Raw genomic sequence first — 23466 nt, 5'->3', positions numbered from 1 at the left:
CGGTGAGTAATTAATCGTGTTCGTGTTTAAAACGCTCCAATAAGTTTTTAACGTCAAGCATCGCGTTCAGGTCTTCCGAATCTGTTTTGTCGTCTTCATCCGCATCTGTGTTGAAATCATCGGGCTTGTATTTAAATACTTCCCATTGGCCGTTATGATATTCCAATGAGCTCAAACTTTCCACCCAGTCGCCCGAGTTAAGGTAAAGTACCGAGCCCGTGTTTTGAGTTGAAGTGATTTCCCTGATCTCAGCATGATGTATATGACCGCAGATCACATAGCTGTATTGATTATCCACAGCCAGGTCGGCCGCGGTTTGTTCAAACTGGTTAATGAATTTTACCGCCTCCTTAAAACTGGCTTTCACCTTTTGCGAAAAACTCATTTTTTGCCTGCCGATGGCGGTAAGGAACCAGTTTACAAAACTGTTGATCAAAATAAGTGTATCATAGCCAACGGCGCCCAGTTTGGCCAGCCATTTTGAATGCTGCATGGTGACGTCAAATACATCCCCGTGAAAAATCCAGGCTTTTTTACCGTCGATATTTAACACCAGCTTATCAAGTAATTGAAAAGTCCCCATGTTAAAATCGGTAAACTTGCGCAGCATTTCGTCATGGTTGCCCGTTAAATAATATACCGGGATGCCATCGGTAACAAACTTGAGGATCCGGCGGACTACCTTCATATGGGCTTCGGGCCAGTACGATTTACTAAACTGCCAAATATCAATAATATCGCCGTTAAGGATAAGGATTTTGGGCTTGATGCTTTTTAAATATTTAAGCAATTCTTTTGCGTGACAACCGTAAGTACCAAGGTGCACATCAGATATTACTACAATATCAACTTCGCGTTTTGCCATTAAATTAAGGGGGTTATTTTACAGGCCGGCATGATTTGCCGGAAAACAACATTTTTATTAATAAAGCAACGATTACTCGTCGTCCTCATCTTCGTTAACTGTCAATTCATATGGGCTTGCATAGAAGCAGCCGACTAATATCAGCAACCCTATAACTACCAGATAAGCATACTCAAAATTCATTACAAAGATTTTTACAAATGTCTGAAATTTGACATTATCCTACTGTTAAGACTACATTAAATGTAAAAGGTTACTTTGCTATGCCAAATTTCTTTTTATCCTGTCAAGTTGTTTTAAATGGTGCTGTAAATGGATGCGGATAAACTTAAACCATTGTTTGGCGTTAAGCATCCCCATACGCGGGTGTTTGTATTTATTTGCCGGCGATGATGCGGCAATGAGGGGCATAGTGGTTTCAACCCGTTTGCGGCATTTGATGATCAGGTTTTTGGCATCCTCCTTACTGATCTTACTGGCAGCCATTTTATCACTTACCGTATTGGGTACGGTTGTTTTAACCGGCGGAAACTTACCTAACAGCAGCAGGATCCGGCCCTCCCAGTTAATGCCTTTTTTTGTTGGTTCGCAATTGCCATGGGTACAACGTTCGAGCGCTATGGATGAGCCCAAGGTGGCCTGCATAATATGGCTGTACACCTCGGCAAATGACCAGCCGCCATTTTGGGGAGTAACATCAAACAACTCATCCGGAATAACATCCAGTTGTCTGCGGTATTCATCAAGGGCTGCATCAATGGCTCTACGTTCTTTGGTGATACTCATAAAAGTAAAGTTAACTCTTTTAGATGAGCAATCTGCACGGGCACATCATCAGGCTTTTGGGCGTTGAAAGGGTTAAAATAAATGGCGTCGATACCGAAGCCAAGCGCCCCGCGGATGTCGGCTTCGATGCTATCCCCAATCATCACGCTTTCTTGTTTCGAGGCCCCGGCCAGGTCAAGCGCGTGTTGAAATATCGCTTTGTCGGGTTTATTAACGCCTACATCTTCGGAAATAATAATATTTTGGAAATACTTTGCAAGGTCTGTCCCTGCAATTTTTATACGGGTTGAATCTTTAAACCCGTTGGAGATCAGGTGCAGCGTATATTTCGATTGCAGGTACTGCAACGTTTCATGCGCATGAGGGAACAGGTTGGTTTTGGTAGGGCAAAGCTTTACATAAGCATCTTCAAAATCAACCGGCATCAAATCAGGATGCAGGCCGAGATCAGTAAAAGTTGATTTGAACCGGGCCTCGCGTAATTCATCTTTAGTGATCTCGCCGATATGATACTGCGCCCAAAGGCGGTGATTGTTACGGGTATAAGTTTCGATGAATAACTCGGCGGATTGCAGGCCTATTTCAGCAAGCTGGTGGATAACATATAATTCATGCAGGGCCTCCTCGGCATTTTTATCAAAATCCCAAATGGTATGATCGAGATCAAAGAAGATGTGTTTGTAGTTCATTTTATTTTAGGCGCGAATTAATTACCTTTAGTCTTTGCGCAAATTTATAACATTGAAAAATATAAAGTACAAACGCTTGCTTTCAACATTTCTGACACTCTTATTTATTACGTTTTTATCTTTTTTCATAACATTTGCAGATGAAGAGACGGGTTTTGGGAGTGGCTTCTTTGCTGAAAAAATGGTTCCCGTATTTAAGTATTTATTTATTTCAATTGCCTTTCCTTGCGAAATTATCTCTCGTTTTTCTGCAAGTCAGGGGATCTGGCAATATAATATCGGGATAGTATCAGGCTGTTTGCTATATAGCCTCCTGATTGAAGTAGTTTGTGAAATATATTTAGGCTTAAAACGTATTGAAGAGAGGAAAGGTCTTTAAATCCCCCTACACTTTTTCTCCAAATGCCAAATCTCCCGCATCGCCCAACCCTGGAACGATATAAGATTTGCTGGTCATTTCATCATCAACAGCACAGAGCCAGAGTTTGGCTTTAGGCAGGTTTGCCTTTACATGTGCCACACCTTCGGTACTTGCAATTACTGCAGCGATGTGCAGTTCTTTTATTTTGTATTGAGCCATCAGCTCTTTACAAACCACCACAATGCTTTGCCCGGTGGCCAGCATGGTATCGCACAAAATAAAGATCTTATCGTCAAGGTTAGGAGTGGAGATATGATCAACCTGGATCAAAAAACTGCCGTTGCGTTTTACCTTGCGGTAAGCGGTGATAAATGCAGATGGAGATTGGTCGAAAAAATTCATAAAGCCCTGGTGAAAAGGCAGGCCGGCACGGAGTATGGTCCCCAGTATAGGTTCATCTGCAGGCATATTAACGCTGGCGGTACCCAGCGGAGTTTGAATTTCTCTGGTTTCGTAATGTAATGATTTGCTGAGCTCATAAGCCAGTATGGCACCCAGCTTTTCCTGGTTCCGCCTGAAACGTGCCTTATCCTGCTGAATAACGGCGTCCCGCAATTCGGCCAGGAACTTGTTGGCAATAGTGTCGGTTTTATTGAGGACGAAAATCATGCTTAAAAATAAGCGTTTTTTGGGCAATAGCAGCACTATTTGATTATTAAATGTCATACTGTTTTATTGCCGGTAGAATAAATTTTGAATATATGTAGTTAACTACGTAGATTTGTACGTAAATACTATAGTCATGAATACTACACCTGTTATCAGCTCACTCAACAACACTTACTGCCAGCAGATCATTGATATCATTTTGCCGATTCAGCAAATAGAGTTTAACGTGCCTATTACGCTTGAAGCCCAGCCCGATCTGCTTGATATTGAAACAAACTACCATCAAACCGGCGGTAACTTTTGGGGATCCATATACAACGAGCAGCTTGTAGGCACCATAGCGCTTATTGCTTTTAATGATAACGCTGCCGCAATACGCAAAATGTTTGTGCTTAAAGAATACCGCGGCAAAGAGCTGGGCATTGCGCAGCTACTGCTGGATAACCTTATTGCCTATTGCAGGCAAAACAACATTACCGACATTTATTTAGGCACCGTTGAGATGCTGAAAGCTGCTCATCGCTTTTATGAAAAAAATGGATTTACGCGCCTTGCCAAACACGATTTGCCAAAATCATTCCCGCTTATGGCCGCAGATACTATTTTTTATGAGTTACATTTGAAAAACTAACAGCCGGATAATGAATGTTATTGACGAATCGGGAATTTTAGCAATTTCAACGAGGCTGCAGCGCCTCGCCGAGCAACTGCGCAAGGATGGTGTGCTCATATACAAAGCCAATAATATTGAGTTTGAGCCCAAGTGGTTCCCGGTTATTTACACTTTGCATTTTAAGCCCGTGTTAAGTGTGGTAGAAATTGCCTGCGAAATTGGCTACACCCACCCTTCAACCATAAGCCTGTTAAAAGAGTTGGAAAAAGAAAAACTCATTCGTTCAAAAAAAGACAAGGCCGATGAAAGGAAGCGGCTTATCATGTTAACAACAAAAGGTCAGGAACTTATTGTGCGCATGAAACCTACCTGGGAAATTATGAAAGCCGCCGCCGCAGAAATTGCCGATACCCAAAACAACCTGATGAAAGCCATTACCGAAGCCGAAGAAAAATTAAAGCAGCAAAGTTTTCTTGAACGGGCCTTGCGTTTGAAGGCTGAAATGTAGGTGATTTACATCTACCGATAATTTAGAAGAAACAAAAAAAGCCGCCGCCGCTCGGCTCCAGCCGAGTGGCAACTATCCCCGGGCCTCTGGCCGTATACGCCAGATTCCAGCACCCGACCAAACAGATATTGCTGCTTAATGGCCGTAGCTTAAGCATAACATATGAGCTTTAGCAAGCATTCGGCGGCCAGAGGCCGTGAAATAGCTGCCACTCGACAGGAGCCGAGTGGCGGCGGGGGCTCTGTATGGCATGCGATTGCCACGCTATCGCTTATAATGACATATCTTGCTATGAATGGTTGTAATTTATTCCCCCTCATCACAACAATGTTGACATACGGTTGTCATTACCATGTACTTATTTTGATTTGCAAACCCTGTTCCTGGATTATTTGTATTTTTACATAACAACATGGATTTTCAATTAACATCTCAATATAAACCCACCGGCGATCAGCCTGAAGCTATAAGGCAGCTGGTTGAAGGTATTAACAATGGCGACCCATATCAAACCCTTTTAGGGGTTACCGGGTCGGGCAAAACATTTACGGTTGCCAACATGATTCAGCAAACGCAAAAGCCTACGCTGATCCTGAGCCATAATAAAACACTTGCAGCGCAGCTTTATGGTGAGTTTAAGCAGTTCTTTCCCGAAAACGCGGTGAACTACTTCGTGTCTTACTATGATTATTACCAGCCGGAAGCATTTATCCCTACCACAAATACCTACATTGAAAAAGATTTACAGATAAACGAGGAGATAGAAAAACTTCGTTTGCGCACTACTTCATCATTGATGTCGGGCAGGCGCGATGTGATCGTGGTGTCGTCCATATCCTGCATTTACGGTATGGGTAACCCGGACGACTTTGCCGACTCGGTTTTCAAATTTGCTGTAGGTACCCGCATCAGCAGGAATGCTTTTTTACATCGTTTGGTCGAAATTTTATATGCCCGTACCACCGCCGATTTTAAACGCGGTACATTCAGGGTGAAAGGCGATACCGTTGATATTTTCCCTGCTTATCTGGATTATGCTTATCGTATCTCCTTTTTTGGCGATGATATTGAAGAGCTAAGCGCCTTTGATATCGGCACCGGTAAAACCATCGAAAAAATGACGCACATGGTGGTTTATCCCGCCAACTTATATGTAGCCCCTCGCGAGCGTTTCGTGCAATCCATCTGGGCTATACAGGAAGAGCTGGAAATGCGCAAAAAGCAGTTTATTGGTGATGGCCGTTTCCTGGAAGCTAAACGCTTGGAAGAAAGGGTGAACTACGACCTGGAGATGATCCGAGAGTTGGGTTACTGCTCAGGTATTGAAAATTACTCCCGCTTTTTTGACGGTCGTAAGCCTGGTGCAAGACCGTTCTGTTTGCTTGATTATTTCCCGGATGATTACCTGATGGTGATTGACGAAAGCCACGTAACCGTTCCGCAGATCAGGGCAATGTATGGCGGTGACAGATCTCGTAAAATCTCGCTGGTTGATTATGGTTTTCGCCTGCCGGCAGCATTGGATAACCGTCCGCTTAATTTCCAGGAATTTGAAAACCTGGCACCACAAACCGTTTATGTAAGTGCAACCCCCGGCGATTTTGAACTGGAAAAATCTGAAGGTGTAGTTGTTCAGCAGGTTATTCGCCCTACCGGTTTGCTTGACCCCGTTATTGATGTGCGCCCGGTAATAAACCAGGTAGATGACCTGCTTGATGAGGTTGATAAAACTATTAAAATGGGCGATAGGGTACTGGTAACCACTCTCACCAAACGCATGGCCGAGGAATTGGCAAAATACATGGACAGGCTGGGCATTAAATGCCGTTACATTCACTCGGAAGTTAAAACCTTGCAGCGTGTAGAAATTTTACGGGGCTTACGCCTCGGCGAATTTGATGTATTGATTGGCATCAACTTATTACGCGAGGGATTGGATTTGCCCGAAGTATCCTTGGTGGCCATTTTAGATGCTGACAAAGAAGGTTTTTTGCGGTCGGAACGTTCGCTGATCCAAACCATTGGTCGCGCCGCTCGTAATGACAGAGGGCGGGTGATCATGTATGCCGATAAAATAACCGATTCGATGCAGATCACGATGGATGAAACCAACCGCCGCCGTGATATTCAGATAGCGTACAATACACTACATGGTATTACGCCACTGACAGTAGGCAAATCGCGCGAAGAAATTATGGAGCAAACTTCGGTGGTTGACTTTAAAGGCGGTGTGCAGCAGGCCTATGTGGAAACCGATACCATTACCCTTGCCGCCGACCCGATAGTTCAGTACATGACCAAGGCCGATCTGAAAAAATCAATCGACAATACCAAAAAAGATATGCTTGCCGCCGCCAAAAACATGGATTTCCTATTAGCCGCCAAGCTGCGCGATGAAATGTTTGCTTTAGAAAAAATGATGGAGGAGAAGTTTTGATTTGAAGATGGATTTCAGATGTGCAGATTAAAAATGTGCAGATGATAGAAGATTTGCATTTTTTCATTTGCATATCTGCACATCTGGAATTTGCACATATAAATAATTTGCACATCTATCATTATCTTTGATTTAAAGTGAAGCTTATGCAATTATCCGATCTTGATCTTTCAAAAACTTATTCATACGCCGATTATCTTCAATGGACGTTTGAGGACCGTCTTGAATTAATAAAGGGAAAGATCTTCAAGATGACGCCAGCTCCGGCATCGAAACATCAATATATTTCCTGGATCATAGCGAGTGAATTATATGGGTATTTGAAAGGGAAAAAGTGCAATGCCTACCCGGCTCCTTTTGATGTACGATTACCCCGGAAAAGAAATGATGACGACAAAAAGGTTTTTACCGTAGTTCAGCCGGACATTTGTTTGGTATGTGATCCCTCAAAAATTGATGCGCGAGGTTGCACCGGAGCACCTGATATTGTGGTGGAAATACTTTCGCCTGGTAACAATCAAAAAGAACTGCGTAACAAGTACGAGGTTTATGAAGAGGCTGGTGTTAAGGAATATTGGATAGTATCGCCGCAGGATAAAACATTTTTGAAATATACATTGATATCCGGTGCATATCAACCCTCAAGACTGATGACAACCGGTGATATCATCACTACAGAAATATTACCTGGGTTTGAATTAAACCTCGATACTGTTTTTGCCGATAATTAAGCGAAAAGGAATCCTCTCATCTAAAATTTGCACATCTGAAATCTGCACTAAATCATAATAAAACATTTTTAACGTTATATAACTTATATTTGTAAGCTCAAAATTAACAGTATGATTCTTATTCGTTTCCTGATCATATCTATTTGTATATTATACATTATCCGCAGCCTGGCACGTTACCTGCTGCCATTCCTGTTTGAAAGTGTTGTAAATAAAGCTCAACAGCAATATCAGCAACAAAAACATAACTATAATGAAGGCCCAAAACCTGACGGAAAGATCAGGATTGACCATGTTCCGCAGCCTAAAAAAGGCAGCGTGCCTGACAGTGAAGGTGAATTTGTTGATTACGAAGAAGTAAAATAACCTAATCAATAATATGGACACCAACCCGGTATTTAGACGGCGACAAAACCACAATAACACTCCCGAATCTATTACGCTCATTATCACAAACGTAATTGTATTTATAGTTGCTACTCAAATTTTTGCCAATTGCACTAAGATCAGCTCCTTTTACTGGGTTGTTATGGGGGCATTGGGCGTTTATAATTTTTTTAACATTCGTAAATACCGCGAAGATTATGGCAAGGTGCAGGTTATTGCTTATGTGATATCTATCATTGTGCTGATAGCCATGTTTTTCCTGCTGCGCAGCCGTGCGCAAAATTGTTAAGCAATTCCTTAACAAAACTTATAATTCCTATTCTCATTGTATTTTCTATTTTTGAGGAAATATATTATCCATTTCAAAAAACTTAAATGAATAACTGGTTCAAGCGTAACGGCATTCACTTTGCCATAGCTGCAATTTTCTTAGTGATCTGCTTTATATTTTTGACCCCGGCCTTCCAGGGAAAAACATTAGGCGGCAATGACGTTACAAGGGCACAATCCACCCAAAAAGAAATTAATGAATATAAGGCCAAAGACACAACCATATTATGGACCAACCAAATATACGGTGGTATGCCTACCTACCAGGTATGGGCTCCTTATAAAGCCAATTTAACTACATGGGTGGTTACTGCCATAAATTATACTTTCCCAACCCCGGTTGGTACGGTTTTGTTATTCTTATTAGGTACTTATTTTTTATTTATTGTATTAAAGGTAAATCCGTGGCTCGCTGCGGCAGGCGCGGTGGCGTTCACCTTTTCCTCATATAATATTATCCTACTAACAGCCGGGCATGCCAACCAGGCGTTTGCAATAGCTTTTTTTGGGCCGATACTTGCCGGCATTATCCTTACCCTGCGTGGCAAGCACTTGTTAGGCTTTGCTGTAACCGCCTTATTCCTGGCGTTAGAGATTAGGGCAAACCACGTGCAGATGACCTATTACCTGATGTTGGCCTTATTGATCATGGTTGGCATTGAGCTTTACCATGCCATCAAAAACAAAACATTAAATGCCTTTTTAAAATCGGTGGGTTATATAGCAGCCGCAGTTTTATTGGGCGTTGCTGTAAATGCCTCAATACTTTGGAGTACTGCCGATTATGGCAGCGAAACCATTCGTGGCAAGTCAAATCTTACGCAACATACAACCGAACCTAGTAACGGCTTACCTAAGGATTATGCCTATGAGTGGAGCCAGGGCGTTGGCGAGTGTATCACTTTCCTGATCCCGAACGCATATGGCGGCGGCGAACAAGGTTCTACTGATCCTGAATCTCATGTAATAAAAGCGCTAAATGCAAGTGGAGCCGATCCAAACCAGGTTACCGGTATTTCGGCCAATTATCTGCCGCTTTACTGGGGCAACAAGCCATTTACTGCCGGTCCGTTTTATTTTGGCGCGGTAATTTGCCTGCTGTTTGTATGGGGCTTAATGATTGTTAAAAACCGCATTAAATGGTGGTTGCTTGGCGCGGTGGCTTTAACCATGCTGCTCTCTTTCGGCAGAAACTGGCCTTATGTTTCCGATCTGTTCTTTAGCTATTTCCCGCTTTACAATAAGTTTCGCGCGGTTGAATCAATATTGGCGGTTGCAGGTTTCTGCTTCCCAATCCTTGCTGTGTTGGCAGTTAACGAGGCCATAGTAAATGAAGACAAGGCAAACCTGTTTAAAAAGCTAAAAATCGCATTTTATATTACAGGTGGTATTGTATTGATTGTAGCTGTGGTGCCTTCACTCCTTTTATCTTTTAGTGTAAGTGAACAACAGGCAGGCGTTATTGCTCAAATAGGGCAGGCGCTTAAAACTGATAGTTCGGCCATTACCCGTGCCCTAATTGCCGACAGGGAATCAATAGCACAGGCCGATGCTGTCCGATCACTTATTTTCATTGCTATAGCTTTTGGTTTGGCCTGGGCATTCCTTAAAAAGAAGATCAACCCAACCGTTGCATCACTTGCTTTCTTAGCGCTGATACTTGTTGATCTCTGGGGTATCGACAAACGTTATTTAAACCATGATAATTTTGCACCTAAACAGGATAATGAAACACCACAACCGCGCGAGGTTGATCAGTTTATCATGAAAGATAGAGATCCTGATTTCAGGGTTTTTGATATGACTCAATCTATCAAAGGCGATGGTTTAACACCATTTTTCTATAAATCATTAGGCGGGTACTCTGCAGCAAGGTTAAAGCGCTGGGAGGAACTTGTTGACAACCAGTTAAGTAAAAGTGTTAATCAGGATGTTTTGGATATGATGAACGTTAAATACATAATCAATTCCGATCCTAAAACACAAAATGTTGGCATGCAGAAAAACCAGACAGCCTGCGGCCATGCATGGTTTGTAAAAAGTATTAAATATGCCGATAATGCCGATCAGGAAATGGTAGCTATCAGCAGTTTTACACCAAAAGATGAAGCTATTGTTGACAAACAATACAAAAGCGTAATTGATGAAAAAACTTTAGGCGCTGGTGCCGGTGAAGGCAAAATTGAGCTTACCAGCTACTCTCCTGATCATATGGTTTACCAAACCGGTTCAACTGCGTCACAGATCGCGGTGTTCTCTGAAGTATATTACAACAAAGGCTGGAAAATGTATATCGATGGTGTTGAAAAACCATATTTCCGTGCCGATTACTTGCTGCGCGCAGCCCAGATCCCGGTAGGTAACCACAAAATCGAATTTATTTTCCACCCGGCGTCATACTACACCGGCGAGCATATTTCATTAGCAGGTTCAATACTGCTGGTATTGGCTTTAGGCGGTGCAGCTTACACCGAAAACAAAAAGAAAACCCCGGCTACAAAACCGGCAGCTAAAAAAGCATAAGTAATGCTGCTTTAAAAAGGAAAAGCGATGGGTTGATACTCATCGCTTTTTTTGTGACATTTTTTTAGACTTACGAAGTTTCCAAAACTTCGTAAGTCTTGATTCTACAACAGGTAGGTGTAATAAACGGAGATGCTACACCGCATAAGCTATTGTAGCTATACTCAATTTTAATCCCGGCACTTTCAACAATTCGACCCCGCAGGCCTCAAGGGTTGAACCGGTGGTTACAATATCATCAACCAGCAAAATATGCTTGCCTTTAAGTGCGGCCGGGTCTTTAATCGCGAATACATTTTGCATGTTCTGAAACCGGGCAAAGCGCGACCGTTGGGTTTGCGTTTTAGTGGCTACCGTGCGCACCAGGCTATGCTCATCAACAACCGCGTTTAGCTTTTCGGCAAGGCCATGAGCAAAGCAGGCGCTTTGGTTGTAGCCGCGGTCGTGTAGCCGGCGTTTATGCAACGGTACGGGGATAATTACATCAGCCGTATTGAAAATGATATTTGAAGCCAGCTGCGTGCCGGCTATGGTGCCAAGCAGGTTGCCTATCTGTTGCACGCCTTTGTATTTAAAGTGGTGCATCAGGTTCTGGATCTTACCGCCTTTATGGAAATAATAAAGTGCATAGGCGGCTTCAATATTAATTTTACCCCAAAACTGCTGGGCTACAATGTTGGCTGGCTGCTGATGAAAATTGGTAAAAGGTAAATTGAAGCGGCAATCACTGCAAAGGATATGCTCACCGGCCACTAAACTTGCCTGGCAGGCCGGGCAAAGCTCCGGGAACAGCAGGGCAGCAAAATCGGTAAGATAGGCACGCAGTAATTTCACGCCCTCAATTTAAGGCGGATTTTTTAAACTTCGGCCAGTTTGTCTTTTTCTTTGATAGCAAGTTGTCCGCAGGCAGCATCAATGTCCTTACCGCGGCTTCTGCGCAGGTGCGTATTGATGCCTTGTTTGGTAAGATAATCGGCAAATGCCTCAACTTTATCTACACCTGCATTGATGTAACTGGCAAAGGCAATAGGATTATATTCAATGATATTGACTTTGCAGGGCAGGTGTTTGCAAAATTTGGCCAGTTCTATCGCATCCTGGATACCATCGTTTACACCATCAAAAATAATGTATTCGTAAGTTACCGGGTTTTTGGTTTTGGCATAGTAATATTTCAAAGCCTCGGCCAAAGCCTTTAACGAATTTTGCTCGTTAATAGGCATAATGGTATTACGCTTTTCGTCGTTAGCCGCATGTAGCGAGAGGGCAAGGTTGAATTTTACCTGGTCGTCGCCCAGTTTTTTGATCATTTTGGCAATACCAGCGGTAGATACGGTAATGCGCTTAGCCGCCATATTAAGCCCATCTTCAGAAGTAATGCGCTCGATAGACTTCATCATGTTGGCATAGTTAAGCAGTGGCTCGCCCATACCCATGTAAACAATGTTTGATAAAGGCTGATCGTAATTTTCGCGGGCTTGCTTATCTATCAAAACTACCTGGTCGTAAATTTCATCAGGGTTGAGGTTCCTTTTGCGTTCCATATAACCGGTAGCGCAAAATTTACAGGTAAGGCTGCAACCCACCTGCGATGATACACAGGCTGTCATACGGCCGGGAGTTGGGATTAAAACACCCTCAATTAAATGGTTATCGTGTAAAATAAAAGAATTTTTTATAGTTTTATCAGCACTAACCTGTGAAGAATTAATTTTTACGTTATTAATTACAAAATTTGCATCCAGTTTAGCACGGAGTTCTTTTGAAATATTGCTCATCTCGTTGAAAGAAAAGCAAGATTTTTTCCAAAGCCATTCATATACCTGTTTTGCCCTGAAGCCTTTTTCATCCATGCGGATAAAATGCTCCTGTAAAGCATTCAGGCTCAGGCTGCGGATGTCAATTTTATCTTTTGTATTGTTCACAGTGCAAAAGTACTTAAATTTAAAAAAATCTATCTTTTTTTAAAGTCATTCTTTTTGGCACAATAAAAAACAATAACTAAAAGTTAATTGTACTTATTTTTGCAGGATAGTTTGTTTTGAAAAACGTTATGTGTTACGATACCAAGTTTAAATTTTAATGAAAAGTTTTAGAGCCGATTACGTTTTTCCTATTTATGCCGATCCGATTAAAAATGGTATAGTCACTGTTGATGATCAGGGTAAGATCATCGCTGTTACCGATAGCAATAAGCCTCCCAGCGGGCACGTGCAACAGGTAAGCGGCGTTATTTGTCCCGGATTTATTAATACTCATTGCCATACCGAACTTTCACATTTAAAAGATAAGGTAAAACCCAGGGGCGGCCTGGTAAATTTTATAAAAGATATCCAGTCGTTACGAAATACTGATCAGCAGCAAATGATTGATGCTATTGTCAAAGCCGATCAGGAAATGTATGACAACGGCATAGTAGCCGTAGGTGATATATCCAACACCAATAACAGTGTTGAGATGAAAAAACAAAGCAAGTTATACTATCATACCTTTGTTGAAACCTTTGGCTTTTTACCCGAAAAGGCTACCGAAGTTTTTGAAAAGGCGCTGGCCTTGCTTAATGAATTTAAGCCAGGCTCATGTTCTGTAACCCCGCATGCTCCGTATTCAGTGTCGAAGGAGCTATTTAAGCTCATCAAAAAACACAGTGATAACAACGATGAGAACCTGTTAAGTATCCATAACCAGGAATGTGAAGATGAGAATAAATTTTATCGCTATAAACTTGGTGCGTTTTTAGAATTGTACGAGCATTTTGGGATGGATATATCCTACTTTAAGCCACAGGCCCGTAACTCGGTACAATCAATTATTCCGTTACTTTCCAATAAGCAAAAAGTTTTGCTGGTACATAACACTTGTACTAATCTGAAGGATATTTATTTTATCAAAAGGTTCGATAGAAAGATAAACTGGTGTTTTTGCCCTAATGCCAACCTTTATATTGAGGGCCGTTTACCCAAAATAGACCTTTTTGTTGACCAGGGTTTTAACATTACCCTGGGTACTGATAGCCTTGCATCAAACAGTAAATTGTGTATCCTGAGCGAGATGCGTGCTATTCAGCAAAAGTTCCCATCCATAAGCTTACCCCGCCTGGTTGAATGGGGAACCCGCAATGGTGCCGAATATTTGGGTATAGACGATGAAAAAGGTACACTTGAAGCAGGCAAAACACCTGGCCTGAACCTCATCAGCGGCCTCGACGGATTTAAGATCACACCCGAAACGAAAGTGAAGAAATTGATATAAAAGCAAAAAACCGACTAACAGCCGGTTTTTCTTTTTTGCTGAATAAGTGTGTTGCTTCGTATTCTTTATGCTAAATAAAAGGTTGTCTTGCTGAGCCTGTTGAAGCATGGTGGGCAGGCCTATGCGCATGAGTCTTCAACACGCTCAGACCAGACTGACAAGGCCTCCGGCTCAAAACTAATCAGCTCTTACTCACCGGCACAGTTAAATGAATCGTAACTTCGGGAGGCGTTCCGCTCCTGTCGATGCCATACTTAGGCGGCAGCACTTTAAAATCGCCTTTAAACAAACCTTCGTTGCCTTTGTCATCAAAAGTAAAATGGATGCTTTCGGGGTTAGTATTGCCTTTCATGGTTAGCTTACCATTGGCAACATAACCGCTGCCATTTTTTGATACCGAGGTTGATTCAAATTTAATGGTTGGGTAATCATCAGCGCCGAGAGCTGATTTTACATGGCTGGTTTTAATAAAAAAACCGGTCGCCGCGGTTGTAACATCAATAGTTGCTGAAATTTTGGCTTGTTCGGGATGGTCCTTGTCAAATGTTATATCGGCCTTTAAACCACTGAATGAACCGCTTACCCTGTGACCTTCAAAAGTTACCTGGGCTTCATCACCTTTAACTTTCCAGTTGCTAAAAATCGTGAATGCCGAAAAGGCGGTAAAAGCAACGATCAGTGCCGAAAAAATAATTTTTTTCATAAAAATAGATTTTTGATGTTATATCGATCCTGTTAAAATTATGATACTTTTATTGTAAGTACGCTTGTTAAGTTAAACAGGTTGCTTAGCGGGAAAAAAGTTAACTTTGCGGTATTTAATACATAATAAACACTGATGATAAAACACCTTAATATTACAGTTAAAGGCAAAGTACAGGGCGTTTTTTACCGTAAAGCAACCAAAGCGGTTGCCGATCAGCTTGGCGTACGCGGCATTGTATTGAATGAACCCAACGGCGATGTCTATATTGAAGCTGAAGCAGATAATACCTTTTTGGATATGTTTCTCGAATGGTGTAGCGAAGGTCCCCAGGATGCCGAAGTAAATGCTGTTGAAAGCCATGAAGGCGAATTGAAAAACTATCGTAATTTTGAGGTTGTTAAAAGGCGCTCATAAATAAATATCATCATTGTCTACCGCTAAAAAATTTGCTGGCCAAACCGCTGTTTACGGTTTAAGTACTATTGCCGGCAGGGTATTAAGTTTCTTTCTTACGCCGGTTTATACAAGGGCTTATTCAGCTAAGGTATACGGGATCTTCGGTAATTTATACAGCTATGCTTCTATGCTTAATGCATTGCTTGCATTTGGTATGGAAACCACGTTTTTCAGGTACCTGAATAAAAGGCCCGGTGATAAGCAACTGGTTTATAATAATGCGTTTGGGGCTATACTCACCATAGCTGTATTGTTTTTACTACTTACATTTCCGTTTGCCAATTTTATTACCGGGTGGATCCGGATCGATCCCAGTACACCCTTTGCCGATTATGTTTTATACATTAAATATTTTATCGGTATCCTGATAGTTGACGCGCTTTGCGTAATACCTTTTGCAAAGATTCGCGCCGACGGACGTCCGGGCAGGTACGGACTGATCAAGTTTTTAAATATTGTAATATTTGTGGGCCTTAACCTTATTTTCATATATGGGCTGCCATTTTATGTCAAACATAGTTTGCCCGGTACTGCATGGATAAACTCCTGGTATATCAGGGGATGGCTGGGGTACGTGTTTATGTCAAACCTGTTGGCAAGTTTGGCTACCATGATCATGTTGCTTCCTGAGTTTTTACAATTCAGGCCTAAATTTAACAAGGCTTTGTTTATGGAGATGCTGGTTTACAGCTGGCCGGTTCTTGTTGCCAATTTCTCTTACCTGATCAATGAAAATTTGGATAAGATCTTGTTGGGTAAGCTATTGCCGGTTGGCGTTAGTGCAATCCAGGTAGGCATTTATACAGCCTGCGCTAAGATCTCTATTTTCCTGAGCATATTTGTCAATGCTTTCAGGCTTGGGGCCGAGCCGTTTTTCTTTAGTCATGCTAAAAATAAAAATGCAACACAAACTTATGCCAATATCATGAACTACTTTGTGATTGCGGTGTGCCTGATATTTGTAGCGTTGGTGGCTAATATCGAGATCCTTAAATACTTTATCAAAGGTAAAGATGCCGCGAAGACAGCCGAATATTGGTCGGGCATTGGTGTTATACCCGTGCTTTTGTTTGGTTATGTAAGCCTGGGTATTTACATGAATTTATCGGTTTGGTATAAGCTTACCGATCAAACCAAATATGGCCTGTATATCTCGGGGATTGGTGCTATCGTTACTATAGTACTTAACTTAATATTTATTCCTTATTACGGTTACATCGCATCGGCCTGGATCTCGCTCGCGGCTTACGCCACCATGATGGTGCTTTCGTACCTGTGGGGGCAGAAAAATTATCCTATCCCTTACAACTTAAAAAAGAACCTTGCGTATATAATTGTCTCCATAGTGTTTGTTTTTCTGTCGTTTACGATATTTAAACGCAATATTTTTGTTGGCAACGGGCTTTTGCTGTTATTTGCAGCAGGGGCATTTTATTTTGAACGCGACAATTTAAAAGCTATATTAAACAGGAAATGATCATCAGGGTAATCAACAAATCAAAAAATAATTTGCCGGCCTATGAAACCGCTCATGCGGCAGGGATGGACCTGCGTGCCGATGTGGAAACAACGGTGGTATTAAAACCAATGGAACGCAAGCTGATCCCTACGGGTTTGTACATTGAGCTGCCCGAAGGTTTTGAAGCGCAGATCCGCCCGAGGAGCGGCCTGGCATTTAAACATGGTATTGGCATTGTTAATTCGCCGGGTACCATTGATGCCGATTACCGCGGTGAGATCAAAGTATTGCTGATCAATTTTTCGTCGGATGATTTTGAGATCAATACCGGCGACAGGATAGCCCAGATGGTGGTTGCCAAACATGAGCATGTTAGCTGGGAGCAAGTAGAAGTGTTGAACGAAACCCAGAGGGGCGAAGGCGGCTACGGACACACAGGGAAGGGATAGAGTCAGACCATTAGAGTCAAGAAACAAGAATACAATAGAGTCAGGACTTTTAGAGTCAAAAAACAACAAGCGGCAGAATCAAGATTATTAGAGTCAAGAGACAAGACGAATGAAGATTGAAAAAAACAATATTGAATTGAACGGTATTCAGAAAGCTAATATGTTTTCTGTCTCGATTCTTGTGTCTTTATTGTTGCTTCTTGCAATCTTGCCTCTTTCGACCCATGCTCAACGTAAAAAAGGCAGTGATAATAAAGCCCTTGCATCGGCAGGTAAGGTGATGAGTTACCAGGACAGTACGCTGGTTAAGCAGCTTTTCTTTTCGGCCCTGCGCGAAAAAACAATTGAGAACTATAAGCTGGCCACCGAAATGTTTGAACGCATTTTACAGGCCGATCCTTCAAATGACGCTTCCATGTATGAGCTGGCAAACCTTAAACGCCAGCAAAACGATTTTGCAGGGGCTGAGCCACTTTTGGAGCAAGCTGTGGCCATAAATAAAGATAATGAATGGTATTGGGGAGCACTGGCCGATAGTTACGAAAAAACCAATACCATTGATAAGCTCGAAAATGTTTTTAATCAGCTCATCAGGCTTAACCCGGATAAATCAGCGTATTATTTTGACAAGGCGAATGCGTTCACTATCCTGAAAAGGTATGATGACGCACTTAAAGTATATGATGAGCTTGAAAAGCTTAATGGCCCGAGCGATGATCTTTTAGCCAATCGTCAAAAGATCTACCTAAAACAGGGCAAGATTGAGCTGGCCGCTACCGAGTTGGAAAAACAGATAGCCGCCAATCCCGGGGAAACCCGTTATTACCTTGCCCTTGGCGAAATCTATAACTCAAACGGGCTTACAGATAAAGCGCTTAAAATATTACTGCAAGCTGAAAAGCTTGATCCGCGAAATGGTATGGTGCACTTTGCGCTTGCCGATATCTATCGCGATAAAAAGAACAACGAAGCCAGCTTTAACGAGCTTACCCAGGGATTTGCCATTCCGGACATCGGTATCGATCAAAAGATCAATATTATATCAGGGTACTTTCCTAAGTTTCCGGATGCCAATGCCAAAGCCAGCGCACTTGAATTGAGCCATATTTTAACTGTTGCCCATCCTAATGATGCGAGGGCTTATGCCATTTATGGTGATATGCTGATCCAGAATACCAAATACAAAGAGGCAAGGCCGGTGCTTAAAAAATCGGCCCAGCTTAATAACCAGATATACAATGTTCAGGAACAACTGGTGCGCCTGGAATTAGGAGACAATGATCTTGATGCGGCTATAAAAGATGGCGAAAACGCGCTATCATTATTTCCAAACCAGGCTTGGATGAACTACCTTGTAGGTGTTGCCTGGGCGCAAAAAAAAGATAATACCAAGGCTGTTAAGTATGTTAAAAACGCCACTTCATTAGAACTTCAGGATAAGGAATTACTTTCGTTAAGTTTTTCATTATTGGGCGATTGCTATCATGAGCTGAAGAATATAAAAAGTTCTGACGAGAGTTATGATAAAGCACTTACCTACAATCCGGATAATGCATTCACTTTAAACAATTATGCTTATTATTTATCGTTAAGGAATGAACAACTGGAAAAGGCGGCAGCAATGTCGGCACATTCCAACGAGTTGCAGCCTAGCACGGCATCGTTTGAAGATACTTATGCCTGGATCCTGTTTAAACAAAAGAAATATGCCCAGGCAAAAGAGTGGATGGAGAAGGCCCTGTCGCATGATAAAGAAAATAGTGGCGTTAAGTACGAACATTATGGCGATATATTGTTTTTCCTTGGGAACACAGATGCTGCCGTAACTAACTGGAAAAAGGCAAAAGGCTTTGGTGAACAATCACCTGTTTTAGATCGTAAGATAAATGAAAAAAAATATAGCGAATAGTTTACTTATAGCTTGCTGCCTGCTGGTAATGGTAAGTTGTAAAGCGCGTAAACAGGTTTTAGTTGCCCGCAAGGCCGATTCAACGGCAAAGCCCAATGATATTGTCAGTAAACTGGCAGCCATCAGGGCAAGTCAGGTGAATTTTACAACATTTGCAGGTAAAGCCAAAACAAAACTCAGCATCAATAATAACAGCAATGATGTTACCCTGAATATCAGGATAGCGAAAGATAAAAGGATCTGGGTTTCCATTACGGCAGTATTAGGCATTGAAGCTGCGCGCGCGGTGATAACACCGGATAGCATCATGATCATTAACCGCCTGCAAAGTGTTTATATTAAAAAACCGTTTAGTTACATATATACTTATGCAAGCAAACAGGTTAATTATAAAACGCTGGAATCATTGCTGATTGGTAACGCGGTGCCCGAACTGCTGAACGAACAGTCGACCTTTGATCATGCCGATGGTAATACGACGTTAAGCGGTACCTTAAATGACTTGGTTTACAAGCTGATACTTGGTCCGGATAATAAGGTTACCCAAACCAATTTAGATAATCAAAGCCAGGTACAGTCATTACAGGTTACTAATAATACCTTTATTGAGGCAACAAACCGGGTGCTGCCGTCACAAATAGATATAGCATCAGTAGTAAAAGATAAAAAAATACAAGTTAATTTGCATTATACTAAGGCCGATTTTGAAGTACAGCAAAATTATCCGTTCAGTATTCCTGACGGATACGAGCCTGGCAAATAATTAATATGTTTATTTAATGAAGTTTTTAAAAGCAGTTTTCTTTTTACTATTGGTATTAACGGCCGTCACGGTACGTGCTCAAAGCAGTGATGAACTGAAACGCAGGCGCGATAAGCTAAATAAAGAGCTTGAGCAACTTAATCAGGATTACCAGGAAACCCTGAACAACAAAAAGACTTCATTAAAACAATTGAGTATACTTAAAGCGCAAATAAACCTGCGCCAGGAAAAAATTGAAAATATCAACTCGGAAGTAAGAAATTTGGATAACCAAATCTCTGAGAGCAATAATAACGTACGTAGCTTACAATCACAGTTAGACCAGCTTAAAAAGGAATACGCCGCCATGATCCTGTTTGCATACCGTAATCAGAGCGCGTATAATAAAATGATGTTTCTTTTTGCCTCAAAAGACTTTAACCAGGCCTATAAGCGTTTAAAATATTTACAGCAGTTTGGCACCTACCGTGAGCGGCAGGCCAATTATATACAGGGAACACAAAAAGAATTGCATGTTAAGATCAATGAGCTTGACCGCACAAAAGACGAAAAAAATAACCTTTTAAAAGATCAGCAAAAGGAAAAGGCAACACTGGGTAACGAGCGTAATAATCAGGTAAAAGTAGTAAGCGATCTGTCGCAGCATGAGGGGATCCTGAAAAAACAACAAAAGGACCTTCAAGTCAAGATTGTTAAAACAACCCGTGCTATTAACGATGCTATCCGCAGGGAAATTGAGGAAGCCAGGCGAAGGGCGGAAGAGGAGGAAAGACGCAGGGCGGAAGAAGCTGCAAGGCTGGCCGCGGCGCGAGCAAAAGCTGAGAATAAACCGGCGCCTGCTGCACCGGCTCCCGCTAAACCGGCTGCAACGCGCAGTACATCAAGCGTGTTGAATGCCACGCCCGAAGCGGCTAAACTGTCAAATGACTTTTTGGGCAACCGTGGCAGTTTGCCATGGCCGGTAGCTAATGGTATTATTACACAGGGGTTTGGTACCTACACTACGCCTGAAGGTATCAGGAGTGAAAGTACAGGTGTTGATATCCGTACCAATCAGGGCAGTACTGTAAGGGCCGTATTTGATGGCACGGTGGTAAAAGTGGGAGATGTGAGCGGTACTTACCTGGTAATTATACTGCATGGGGAGTATTTTACGGCCTATAGTAATTTGCGGTCGGTAACTGTTGCACGTGGGCAAAAAGTAAATACCAAACAGGCTATAGGTACAGTGGCTACCGATCCATCTACCGGAGAAACCGAGGCACACTTTGAGATTTACAAAGGAACCTCACCGGTTAACCCTAAGATCTGGCTGGCGCCTAACTAATTAGTTATGAACTATAAGAAATTTTAATTGTATATATTTGTATCCTTAAATAGAATGCTATGTTAAGTTCAGTTTTATTATTTTTAAATATTGGTACAGGCGAGATGGTACTGATACTTTTTGCAGCATTAATGCTATTTGGCGGCGAAAAATTACCCGGTTTGGCAAGAAGCCTGGGTAAAGGTATCCGCGATTTTAAAGATGCTTCGGAAGATGTTAAACGCGAGATCAACAACCAGATCAATAATTACGAAGAAAAGAAACCTGCACCCAAAGTAGAGGAAACCCCTCTGTTAGATGAGAAAGCGTCAGAAGCTCCCGAAGCTGTAACTGAGCACGAAAAGCCGGTTGTTGAAAATATTGTTCCAAATACAATCGCTATAAGTGATTATCACGTAAATACTCCAACCGAACCGGAACACCATAGCCATATCAATTTAGATAAAACTGTTACCGGCAGCCATTTGGATACCGAAAAAGAAGAAGAATACAAGTCATAATATAATATTAATCATACATAAAACTTAAAATCATGGGTGGATTAGGCGCACCAGAAATTATTCTGATCATCATTGCGATACTTTTATTATTCGGCGGTAAAAAAATACCCGAACTAATGAGAGGTTTAGGGAAAGGCGTTAAAGAATTTAAAGACGCACAAAACAACGAAAACACTTCTTCATCATCTGAAGAAAAAAAAGCTTAATACCCTAACGGGGATTAGGTTTTAACGGTGCTTTTACCAGGTATATGAACTTATCTGTTGATTTATTTCTTATTTCAACGGATAAGTTTTTTATTTTAGCCCCATGGCTAATATTTATTCCTCTTTAACCGAAATAAAGAGCGGGTTGCAACGTGCAGAAATTAATGTCGAAGGTCTTGTAAAAGGCTATTTGCTTGAGATTGAAAAAAATGCTCATCTAAATGCTTTTAACGAAGTGTTTGCTGATGAAGCATTAGTTGCTGCACAAAACGTTGATAACAAAATAAAAAATGGCACTGCCGGCAAGTTGGCCGGTATGGTTATAGGTATTAAAGATAATATCTGCTACAAAGGGCACAAGGTTAGTGCCTCATCAAAAATCTTAACCGGTTTCACTTCTATTTTTTCGTCAACTGTGGTTGAACGCCTGCTGGCCGAAGACGCGGTGATCATTGGCCGTTGCAATTGTGATGAATTTGCCATGGGGGCCACTAATGAGTCGTCATACTTTGGTCCGGTGAAAAACCATGCAGATGAAACTAAAGTTGCGGGTGGTTCTTCAGGAGGTTCGGCTGTTGCAGTGCAGGCCGGGATGTGCCATGCCGCGTTGGGTACCGATACCGGTGGTTCGGTAAGGCAACCTGCTTCGTTTTGCGGTGTTGTAGGGCTAAAGCCAACTTACGGAACAATTTCAAGGCATGGCATTATCGCTTATGCTTCATCGTTTGACCAGGTAGGGCCTATCACCAAATCAGTTGAAGATGCTGCATTATTGCTCGAAGTACTTGCAGGGCCCGATGAGTTTGACAGCACATTATCTCAAACTCCGCCGCCTGCATCATATACCAATCTTCAAAAGCCGGGTAAAAAGAAAATTGCCTACTTACAGGAAGCTATATCAAGCCCCGGCGTTGATACCGAAGTAAAAGATAACCTTGTACAATATATTGATAAGCTGCGTGCCGATGGCCACACGGTTACCCCAATAGCTTTTGAATTGCTGGAATATCTGGTGCCAACTTATTATATCCTTGCCATGGCCGAAGCATCATCAAACCTTGCCCGTTTTGATGGTGTGCATTATGGCTATCGTAGTCCGCTGGCTACCGATCTGCAATCAACCTATAAACGTTCCCGTTCGGAAGGGTTTGGTAAAGAAGTGAAGCGCCGCATCATGACCGGCACCTTTGTGTTGAGCGCCGGCTACTATGATGCCTATTATGCAAAAGCACAAAAAGTACGCAGATTGATCCAGGAAAAAACTAACGAAATACTGGAAGAGTATGATTTTATACTGGTGCCCTCGGCTCCTGAACCGGCCTTTAATATAGGTAAGGAAGAGAAAGATCCGGTGGTTATGTATCTTTCTGACATATTTACCGTACAAGCTTCACTAACCGGTGTGCCGGCTATATCAATACCTACAGGCAATAACAGCAATGGTTTGCCGTTAGGTTTACAGTTATTAACAAAGCACTTTGGCGAGCAGCAACTGTTAGATTTTGCCAAATATTTTCTCGATCTGTAATAAAAATGATAT

At 42.0% G+C, this 23466-nt stretch carries 25 protein-coding genes; 18 read left to right on the top strand and 7 right to left on the bottom strand.

Annotated elements, in window-relative coordinates; translation table 11 throughout:
• Window positions 1-10: 10 nt before the first annotated feature.
• The 3 genes from AC1DUD_RS26090 to AC1DUD_RS26080 all read right to left on the bottom strand — a co-directional run bounded on the left by AC1DUD_RS26090 (window position 11) and on the right by AC1DUD_RS26080 (window position 2340).
• Entirely contained in the window at window positions 11-865 is an 855-nt protein-coding gene (locus tag AC1DUD_RS26090; protein ID WP_477379955.1) for a UDP-2,3-diacylglucosamine diphosphatase, read from the bottom strand.
• A 261-nt stretch (window positions 866-1126) separates the two neighbouring features.
• Window positions 1127-1651 (bottom strand): DinB family protein, encoded by a 525-nt coding sequence (locus AC1DUD_RS26085; protein WP_477379953.1) that lies wholly within the window; start codon window positions 1649-1651, stop codon window positions 1127-1129.
• On the bottom strand, window positions 1648-2340 hold the full coding sequence (locus tag AC1DUD_RS26080; protein WP_477379951.1) for a YjjG family noncanonical pyrimidine nucleotidase: 693 nt from the start codon (window positions 2338-2340) through the stop codon (window positions 1648-1650). The genes AC1DUD_RS26085 and AC1DUD_RS26080 overlap by 4 nt, the downstream gene beginning before the upstream one ends.
• A gap of 52 nt (window positions 2341-2392) precedes the next feature.
• Here AC1DUD_RS26080 and AC1DUD_RS26075 point away from each other — a divergent pair, with 52 nt between their 5' ends.
• Complete coding sequence (locus tag AC1DUD_RS26075) at window positions 2393-2719, top strand: hypothetical protein (protein WP_477379949.1); 327 nt, start codon at window positions 2393-2395, stop codon at window positions 2717-2719.
• Between the two features lie 6 nt (window positions 2720-2725).
• Here AC1DUD_RS26075 and upp read toward each other — a convergent pair whose 3' ends face one another.
• The gene (gene upp, locus AC1DUD_RS26070; RefSeq protein WP_477380001.1) at window positions 2726-3370 is read right to left on the bottom strand and encodes a uracil phosphoribosyltransferase; all 645 of its coding nucleotides are present in this window, start codon (window positions 3368-3370) and stop codon (window positions 2726-2728) included.
• A 133-nt stretch (window positions 3371-3503) separates the two neighbouring features.
• On the opposite strand from upp, the gene AC1DUD_RS26065 reads away from it, so the two are divergent.
• The 7 genes from AC1DUD_RS26065 (at window position 3504) to AC1DUD_RS26035 (ending at window position 10899) form a co-directional block, all read left to right on the top strand.
• Window positions 3504-4001, top strand: a complete 498-nt coding sequence (locus AC1DUD_RS26065) for a GNAT family N-acetyltransferase (protein WP_477379947.1) — start codon at window positions 3504-3506, stop codon at window positions 3999-4001.
• Window positions 4002-4011: 10 nt separating this feature from the next.
• Window positions 4012-4491 carry a MarR family transcriptional regulator gene (locus AC1DUD_RS26060; RefSeq protein ID WP_477379945.1) on the top strand — a complete coding sequence of 160 codons (480 nt, stop codon included), beginning with the start codon at window positions 4012-4014 and terminating at the stop codon, window positions 4489-4491.
• Between the two features lie 412 nt (window positions 4492-4903).
• Complete coding sequence (gene uvrB, locus AC1DUD_RS26055; RefSeq protein WP_477379943.1) at window positions 4904-6928, top strand: excinuclease ABC subunit UvrB; 2025 nt, start codon at window positions 4904-4906, stop codon at window positions 6926-6928.
• Window positions 6929-7074: 146 nt separating this feature from the next.
• Window positions 7075-7659, top strand: coding sequence for a Uma2 family endonuclease (locus tag AC1DUD_RS26050; RefSeq protein WP_477379941.1), 585 nt, complete (start codon window positions 7075-7077; stop codon window positions 7657-7659).
• A 111-nt stretch (window positions 7660-7770) separates the two neighbouring features.
• A complete protein-coding gene (locus AC1DUD_RS26045; RefSeq protein ID WP_330862635.1) occupies window positions 7771-8025 on the top strand; it encodes a DUF4834 family protein in 255 nt (84 codons plus the stop codon).
• Window positions 8026-8038: 13 nt separating this feature from the next.
• A complete protein-coding gene (locus AC1DUD_RS26040) occupies window positions 8039-8335 on the top strand; it encodes a hypothetical protein (RefSeq protein ID WP_477379938.1) in 297 nt (98 codons plus the stop codon).
• A gap of 86 nt (window positions 8336-8421) precedes the next feature.
• Window positions 8422-10899 carry a YfhO family protein gene (locus tag AC1DUD_RS26035; protein WP_477379936.1) on the top strand — a complete coding sequence of 826 codons (2478 nt, stop codon included), beginning with the start codon at window positions 8422-8424 and terminating at the stop codon, window positions 10897-10899.
• Between the two features lie 135 nt (window positions 10900-11034).
• Here AC1DUD_RS26035 and AC1DUD_RS26030 read toward each other — a convergent pair whose 3' ends face one another.
• Entirely contained in the window at window positions 11035-11733 is a 699-nt protein-coding gene (locus tag AC1DUD_RS26030) for a ComF family protein (RefSeq protein WP_477379934.1), read from the bottom strand.
• Window positions 11734-11756: 23 nt separating this feature from the next.
• Window positions 11757-12824, bottom strand: coding sequence for a dual-specificity RNA methyltransferase RlmN (gene rlmN / locus AC1DUD_RS26025; RefSeq protein ID WP_477379932.1), 1068 nt, complete (start codon window positions 12822-12824; stop codon window positions 11757-11759).
• 157 nt (window positions 12825-12981) lie between these two features.
• Here rlmN and AC1DUD_RS26020 point away from each other — a divergent pair, with 157 nt between their 5' ends.
• A complete protein-coding gene (locus AC1DUD_RS26020; RefSeq protein WP_477379930.1) occupies window positions 12982-14151 on the top strand; it encodes an amidohydrolase family protein in 1170 nt (389 codons plus the stop codon).
• 181 nt (window positions 14152-14332) lie between these two features.
• On the opposite strand, the gene AC1DUD_RS26015 is transcribed toward AC1DUD_RS26020, so the two are convergent.
• Window positions 14333-14854 (bottom strand): YceI family protein, encoded by a 522-nt coding sequence (locus tag AC1DUD_RS26015; RefSeq protein WP_477379928.1) that lies wholly within the window; start codon window positions 14852-14854, stop codon window positions 14333-14335.
• 138 nt (window positions 14855-14992) lie between these two features.
• Here AC1DUD_RS26015 and AC1DUD_RS26010 point away from each other — a divergent pair, with 138 nt between their 5' ends.
• From AC1DUD_RS26010 to gatA, 9 genes are all read left to right on the top strand, one after another.
• Window positions 14993-15271 (top strand): acylphosphatase, encoded by a 279-nt coding sequence (locus tag AC1DUD_RS26010; RefSeq protein ID WP_477379999.1) that lies wholly within the window; start codon window positions 14993-14995, stop codon window positions 15269-15271.
• A gap of 13 nt (window positions 15272-15284) precedes the next feature.
• A complete protein-coding gene (locus AC1DUD_RS26005; protein ID WP_477379926.1) occupies window positions 15285-16790 on the top strand; it encodes a lipopolysaccharide biosynthesis protein in 1506 nt (501 codons plus the stop codon).
• A complete protein-coding gene (dut, locus tag AC1DUD_RS26000; RefSeq protein WP_477379924.1) occupies window positions 16787-17221 on the top strand; it encodes a dUTP diphosphatase in 435 nt (144 codons plus the stop codon). The genes AC1DUD_RS26005 and dut overlap by 4 nt, the downstream gene beginning before the upstream one ends.
• Before the next feature lie 109 nt (window positions 17222-17330).
• Entirely contained in the window at window positions 17331-19130 is a 1800-nt protein-coding gene (locus AC1DUD_RS25995) for a tetratricopeptide repeat protein (RefSeq protein WP_477379922.1), read from the top strand.
• A complete protein-coding gene (gene lolB1 / locus AC1DUD_RS25990) occupies window positions 19108-19893 on the top strand; it encodes a lipoprotein insertase outer membrane protein LolB1 (protein ID WP_477379920.1) in 786 nt (261 codons plus the stop codon). Before AC1DUD_RS25995 ends, lolB1 begins: the two co-directional genes overlap by 23 nt.
• A gap of 16 nt (window positions 19894-19909) precedes the next feature.
• Window positions 19910-21220 carry a murein hydrolase activator EnvC family protein gene (locus AC1DUD_RS25985; protein WP_477379918.1) on the top strand — a complete coding sequence of 437 codons (1311 nt, stop codon included), beginning with the start codon at window positions 19910-19912 and terminating at the stop codon, window positions 21218-21220.
• Window positions 21221-21279: 59 nt separating this feature from the next.
• Complete coding sequence (locus AC1DUD_RS25980) at window positions 21280-21720, top strand: twin-arginine translocase TatA/TatE family subunit (protein WP_477379916.1); 441 nt, start codon at window positions 21280-21282, stop codon at window positions 21718-21720.
• 32 nt (window positions 21721-21752) lie between these two features.
• Window positions 21753-21926 carry a Sec-independent protein translocase subunit TatA/TatB gene (locus AC1DUD_RS25975; RefSeq protein ID WP_477379914.1) on the top strand — a complete coding sequence of 58 codons (174 nt, stop codon included), beginning with the start codon at window positions 21753-21755 and terminating at the stop codon, window positions 21924-21926.
• 103 nt (window positions 21927-22029) lie between these two features.
• Window positions 22030-23454 (top strand): Asp-tRNA(Asn)/Glu-tRNA(Gln) amidotransferase subunit GatA, encoded by a 1425-nt coding sequence (gatA, locus tag AC1DUD_RS25970; RefSeq protein ID WP_477379912.1) that lies wholly within the window; start codon window positions 22030-22032, stop codon window positions 23452-23454.
• Window positions 23455-23466: the final 12 nt, after the last annotated feature.

The sequence above is a fragment of the Mucilaginibacter sp. P4_A11 genome (assembly GCF_056402535.1).
The sequence above is the reverse complement of the archived record's forward strand: the minus strand, read 5'-3'. Positions and strand labels throughout refer to the sequence as shown.